The sequence below is a fragment of the Bacteroides sp. genome (genome assembly GCF_019417265.1).
GTDB lineage: Bacteria > Bacteroidota > Bacteroidia > Bacteroidales > Bacteroidaceae > Phocaeicola.
Genome location: NZ_DXVR01000125.1, coordinates 1 through 6,261 on the forward strand (window position 1 = coordinate 1; position 6,261 = coordinate 6,261).

Genomic DNA, 6,261 nt, shown 5'->3' on the forward strand with positions numbered 1-6,261 from the left:
ATTCAATCCTGATTCCATAGCCCATATAGTTGCTCTTTATGCCTTTGTTATAGCAGCGGGTGTGTTATTGGGAAAAATTAAGATTTTCGGCATATCGCTGGGGGTTACGTTTGTCTTGTTCGTGGGTATTCTGGTTGGTCATTTTGGATTTACCGGTAATACATCAATTCTGAATTTCGTTCAAGACTTTGGGTTAATTCTATTTGTGTTCTGTATCGGACTTCAGGTCGGTCCTTCTTTCTTCTCGTCGTTCAAGAAAGGCGGTGTGGCCATGAATATGATTGCAGTGGGTATTGTTGCCTTGAACATTGCCGTTGCCTTAATCATGTATTTTGCCCTGCAGGGAAGGGTAGACATACCTATGATGGTTGGTATCCTGTGTGGAGCTGTAACAAATACCCCCGGTCTTGGTGCTGCCAACGAGGCACTCAGTCAGATAAACTATAACGGTCCGCAGATTGCCAACGGATATGCTTGTGCTTATCCTTTGGGAGTTATGGGTATTATCCTGTCAATGATTCTGATACGTTTGATTTGCAGAATCGATTTGAACAAGGAAGAGGAAGAAATCAAGCGCGGTGAGGAAGCAAATCCGCATCTGAAACCTTTCTTTCTTAATCTTGAAGTACACAATGAAGCTCTGTTGGGTAAGACAGTATTACAGGTACGCAATTTCCTTGCACGTGATTTCGTTTGTTCACGAATTATGAAGAGCGATGGGTGTGTGTACATCCCTACAGCAAATACGATGCTTGAACTGAATGATAAAATGTTCATAGTATGTGCTGAAGATGATTCTGAGGCTATTATAGCATTTATCGGTCCTGAAGTCCGGAATGTGAACTGGGAGGCTCATGGAAATACAGACAAGCCGATGGTTTCCCGCCGTATTCTTGTAACCCAGTCAAATATCAACGGTAAGACTCTTGGTGAGTTGCATTTCAACAGTATGTATGGAGTGAATGTAACCCGTGTAACCCGTTCGGGTATGGATCTGTTTGCCTCACGTCAGCTTACTCTTCAGGTGGGTGACCGTGTGATGGTAGTAGGTCCGCAGGATGCGGTAGAGCGTGTGGCAGGTCTGCTTGGTAATCAGTTGAAACGCCTTGACCATCCTAATATCGTTACAATCTTCGTCGGTATTCTTTGTGGTATTCTGTTCGGTAGCCTTCCATTGGCTATTCCTGGAGTGCCTACACCTGTCAAATTAGGTCTGGCCGGTGGTCCGCTTATCATTTCCATACTTATAGGCCGTTTCGGACATAAGGTAAAACTGGTTACTTACACTACAATGAGTGCCAATCTGATGCTTCGTGAGGTAGGTCTTGCACTATTCCTTGCAAGTGTTGGTATCAAGGCCGGAGGAAGTTTTGTGCAGACAGTGGTAGAGGGGGATGGCCTTCTTTATGTAGGTATCGGTTTCCTTATAACAATAATACCTCTTGTTATTATGGGTATGGTGGCACGATGGAGACATAAACTTAACTATTATACACTGATGGGACTTATTGCAGGTAGTAATACAGACCCACCGGCACTGGCATATGCGAATCAGGTATCGAGCAACGACGCTCCGGCTGTAGGTTATTCTACAGTTTATCCTTTGAGTATGTTCTTGCGTATTCTTACGGCTCAGTTGCTGGTATTGCTGATGGCATAATTATAATTTTATATGAAATGTGTGTTGGCAAGTGGATAAGGAACAATATCCCCGTCTGCTTGCCAATTGTTTTGTAATGGAAATTCAACTCAAAACTTACGATTTTAATATATATTCAGACAAAAGAACATAAGAACTCATAAGCTAACAACTAAGAACTAACAACTAAAAACTCTAAAAAATATGATTTCAGTAGATGGGTTGACCGTCGAGTTTGGCGGTACCACCTTGTTTAGCGACATTAGTTTCCAAATCAATGAAAAAGACCGTATAGCCCTGATGGGAAAGAACGGTGCCGGCAAGTCTACTCTCCTGAAGATTCTTGCAGGAGTCAGACAGCCTACCCGTGGAAAGGTTACAACTCCGAAAGATTGTGTTGTGGCTTATCTTCCACAGCATCTGATGACTGAAGACGGCAGAACCGTTTTCGAAGAAGCATCGCAGGCCTTTGCCCACCTTCAGGAGATGGAAAAGGAGATAGAGGCGATGAACAACGAACTGGCTACAAGAACTGACTATGAGAGCGATTCGTACATGGCACTCATAGAGAAAGTGGCTGCCATGAGCGAGAAGTTCTATGCCATAGATATGACTCATTTTGAAGAAGATGTGGAAAAGGCACTTCTCGGTCTTGGTTTTATGAGAGAAGACTTCAACCGTCCTACAAGCGATTTCAGCGGTGGATGGCGTATGCGTATCGAGCTGGCAAAACTTCTTCTTCAGAACCCGGATGTATTGTTGCTCGACGAGCCTACCAACCATCTTGACATCGAGTCTATCCAGTGGCTTGAGGAATTTCTTATCAACAGTGCGAAGGCTGTAATAGTTATAAGCCACGACCGTAAGTTTGTCGATAATATCACTACACGTACCATAGAAGTGACTATGGGGCGTATATACGATTATAAGGTGAACTACTCCCAGTATCTTGTTCTCCGTAAGGAACGTCGCGAACAGCAGATGAAGCAGTACGAAGAACAGCAGAAGATGATTCAGGAAACTAAGGATTTCATCGAGCGTTTCAAAGGTACATACAGTAAGACACTCCAGGTACAGAGCCGCGTGAAGATGCTGGAGAAACTTGAACTGATAGAGGTTGACGAGGAAGATACATCGGCGTTGAGGCTTAAGTTCCCTCCTTCACCACGCAGTGGAAGCTATCCTGTGATAATGGACGGAGTAGGAAAGACATATGGCGACCATGTGGTGTTCCGCAATGCCACTCTGACGATAGAACGTGGCGATAAAGTAGCTTTCGTAGGTAAGAACGGTGAGGGTAAGTCAACTCTCGTGAAATGTATAATGAATGAGATAGACCACGAAGGTACACTTACTCTCGGTCATAACGTACAGATAGGATATTTCGCGCAGAATCAGGCTTCGCTTCTTGATGAGAATCTGACAGTATTCCAGACTATAGACGATGTGGCTAAAGGCGAAATCAGAAACAAAATCAGGGACCTTCTTGGTGCATTTATGTTTGGTGGTCCGGAAGAATCAATGAAGAAGGTCAAGGTCTTGTCAGGTGGTGAACGTACCCGTCTGGCGATGATTAAACTTCTGCTTGAACCGGTGAATCTGCTCATCCTCGACGAGCCTACCAACCACCTTGACATGAAAACCAAGGATATACTGAAACAGGCTCTCATGGATTTTGACGGAACTCTGATTGTGGTTTCCCACGACCGTGACTTCCTCGACGGACTCGTTACCAAGGTTTATGAGTTCGGCAACAAGAAGGTTAAAGAACATCTGTGCGGTATATACGAGTTCCTCGAAACCAAGAAGATGGAAAGTCTTCAGGAGCTTGAGAAGAAGAACAGATAAAATCTATGTGTGCTTCTGCTTTATTTGGGAAGACTGTATAAATCAGGTTGGAGCGTTATAAACAATTTAATTTTGTAATTATGAAACAGATGATTGGGCTTTTATCGTTAGTGGCTTTTATGTGTACTTCATGTGGACATAAAACAGCTTCGCTTGCTATAGATGATAATATGTCAAAAGATTCGCTTTACACCATGGAAGGCGAATTGAGAATAGGGCATGAAGTGAGAGCGTTTACTCCTACAGGTAGCGACAGAGAATTCTGGATTGTAGATAAGACCGGTCGGTTGCTTGAAAAGTATGACAAGATAACGAAAGGTCAGAAAAACGGCAAGCCGGTAAAAGCTATATTAAGACTTGAATATAACGGAAAGTGGGACGATGGCTTTGCCGCTGAATATGATGGAACGTATCTTGTACGTGAAGTAGTGGAGTTGAAGGCTGAATAAAAAAAGACGAGTGAAACAAAAATATTCATAAGAATTATCGTTTGTTTCACTCGTCTTTTTTTATCTCTTCTTGTAAAGTTTGTCTATAAGGTCATTCCTTCCGATGCGCCTCAGTTCGTTCATGATGTTCTTTCTTTCCTCAGGCTTGTACCAGAAGAAGAACATACGTTGTGCAAGTTTCTCTTTCTGCGTTTTGGCTGAGAAAATAGGTTCGAGGGTGTAAGGATGATAACCTGTGTACCAGGCTTCTGTAGCGACAGTCATAGGAGTAGGAGTGAAGTCCTGAACCTGTTCCAGATGGAAGTCAAGCCTTTTGGTTATAACAGCCAGTTCTGCCATATCCTCAGACGTGCATCCCGGGTGACTGCTTATGAAGTATGGTATAATCTGTTGGCGCAGGTTATGCTCCGTATTTATGCGGTCGAATATCTTCTTGAACCTTTCAAACTGTTCGAACGGAGGTTTGCGCATGACGTAAAGCACTTTGTCGCTTGTGTGTTCAGGTGCTACCTTCAGTCGTCCGCTCACGTGTTTGATTATCAGCTCACGGGTGTATTCCTGAGTGCTCTTGTTTACAGCCGGGTCCTTGCTTTCGTGCAGAAGCAGGTCGTATCGGACACCGCTGCCAATAAAGCTCTTTTTGATTCCGGGAAGTGCATCTACGGCATGATAGATGTCCAGCAGTGGCCTGTGGTCTGTATTCAGATTAGGGCATACCTTCGGATGGATGCACGAAGGGCGTTTGCACCGGCGGCACATACTTTCGTCTTTTCCCCTCATGGCATACATATTGGCAGACGGACCTCCAAGGTCGCTCAGATAGCCCTTGAAATCAGGCATTTCAGTTATTGCTTTCACCTCCTTCAGGATACTTTCCTTGCTTCGGCTTACGATGAATTTACCCTGATGGGCTGATATGGTGCAGAATGCACATCCTCCGAAACATCCTCTGTGAAGATTGACTGAGAACTTTATCATATCGTATGCCGGAATACGTTTGTTCTTGTATTTCGGATGCGGAAGGTGTGTATATGGAAGGTCGAACGACATATCAAGCTCGCCCTGAGTCATTGGGGGATAAGGAGGATTTATCACCACCACTTTCTTGCCCGACTCCTGGATAATCCTCTGTGCGGCATATTTGTTCGATTCCTCTTCTATATGTCTGAAGTTTTCAGCCTGTTTCTTCTTGTCCTTAAGACATTCCTCATGAGAGTAAAGCCTCAGGTCATTCTCTTCGGACTTGAATTCTTCCTTTTTGCAAACGTATGCAGTCTGAAGAATATCTGTCGGAACTGCAGGATTCTCAGACATTCGTCTGCACAAGTCTGTGACAGGTTTTTCACCCATACCGTATATCAGCAGGTCGGCTCCGGAGTCCAGCAGAATGGACTGTCTGACCTTGTCCTGCCAGTAGTCGTAGTGGGTAAGACGACGCAGTGAAGCCTCTATTCCGCCTATGATTACAGACACGTCGGGATAGAGTTTCTTCAATATCTGTGAGTATACTATAGTAGGATATTCCGGGCGCATATCATGTCGTCCGTCGGGGGTGTACGCATCTTCGCTTCGTAAACGCTTGTTGGCAGTATATTTGTTCACCATACTGTCCATACATCCGGCAGATATTCCGAAAAAGAGTCTTGGCTTACCTAATTTCTTGAAGTCGCGAAGGTCGTCGCGCCAGTTTGGCTGTGGCACGATGGCAACTTTAAGTCCTTGAGCCTCAAGTATTCTTCCTATTACGGCAGCTCCGAATGACGGATGGTCAACGTATGCGTCGCCACTGAACAGAATGACATCGAGTTCATCCCATCCTCTTAGCTCTACTTCTTTCTTGGTTGTGGGCAACCAGTCCGTTAGATTATGTTCTTTCAAGATTTATTCTTCAGTTTCTTCGATATTACCTTTTTCTCTCTCCCAGTTGATGTACAGCATGATGAGCTGATGCAGACCGAAAGCCTTCATATTGTCGTGATAAATCACGTTCAGGCAGAGGTCGAGCAGGTCCTTGCAGTCTTCCTCAGACGAACCTATCAGCGAACGGATGTTGAGTTTCAGTTTCTCCAGTACGCTTTCATCAACTATACCGTTGCTGTCAATAAGTTGCTGGAACAGAGAATATTTTTCTATTGTCTTAAGATTTTCTTCCGATATGTTCAGGCTTCTTGTGCCTGAAGGGTTAGCTTGAATTGTAAACATAGTTTTATGGGTTTATGTTGTTGTAATTACAAATATAATGCAAACTGAATGAAATACAAAGTTTTCTGACAGAGAAAACGCATCAATTTTCTCCAGTTAGATAACTAATAGTTTCAAGAATGA

Annotated in this window: 5 protein-coding genes; 3 read left to right on the forward strand and 2 right to left on the reverse strand. The window is 43.9% G+C overall.

Annotated features, from left to right (window positions below; genetic code table 11):
- From QZ379_RS11630 to QZ379_RS11640, 3 genes are all read left to right on the forward strand, one after another.
- A partial coding sequence (locus QZ379_RS11630) for a putative transporter (RefSeq protein ID WP_291564873.1) occupies positions 1-1,660 on the forward strand: 1,660 nt, incomplete at its 5' end.
- Positions 1,661-1,843: 183 nt separating this feature from the next.
- Positions 1,844-3,487 carry an ABC-F family ATP-binding cassette domain-containing protein gene (locus tag QZ379_RS11635; RefSeq protein WP_291564876.1) on the forward strand — a complete coding sequence of 548 codons (1,644 nt, stop codon included), beginning with the start codon at positions 1,844-1,846 and terminating at the stop codon, positions 3,485-3,487.
- Between the two features lie 80 nt (positions 3,488-3,567).
- The gene (locus tag QZ379_RS11640; RefSeq protein ID WP_291564879.1) at positions 3,568-3,936 is read left to right on the forward strand and encodes a hypothetical protein; all 369 of its coding nucleotides are present in this window, start codon (positions 3,568-3,570) and stop codon (positions 3,934-3,936) included.
- Positions 3,937-3,996: 60 nt separating this feature from the next.
- Here QZ379_RS11640 and QZ379_RS11645 read toward each other — a convergent pair whose 3' ends face one another.
- Together QZ379_RS11645 and QZ379_RS11650 are read right to left on the reverse strand one after the other, a co-directional pair.
- Positions 3,997-5,814: a YgiQ family radical SAM protein gene (locus tag QZ379_RS11645; RefSeq protein ID WP_291564881.1), complete on the reverse strand. Its 1,818-nt coding sequence runs from the start codon at positions 5,812-5,814 to the stop codon at positions 3,997-3,999.
- Positions 5,815-5,817: 3 nt separating this feature from the next.
- On the reverse strand, positions 5,818-6,138 hold the full coding sequence (locus tag QZ379_RS11650) for a hypothetical protein (RefSeq protein ID WP_235329641.1): 321 nt from the start codon (positions 6,136-6,138) through the stop codon (positions 5,818-5,820).
- Positions 6,139-6,261: the final 123 nt, after the last annotated feature.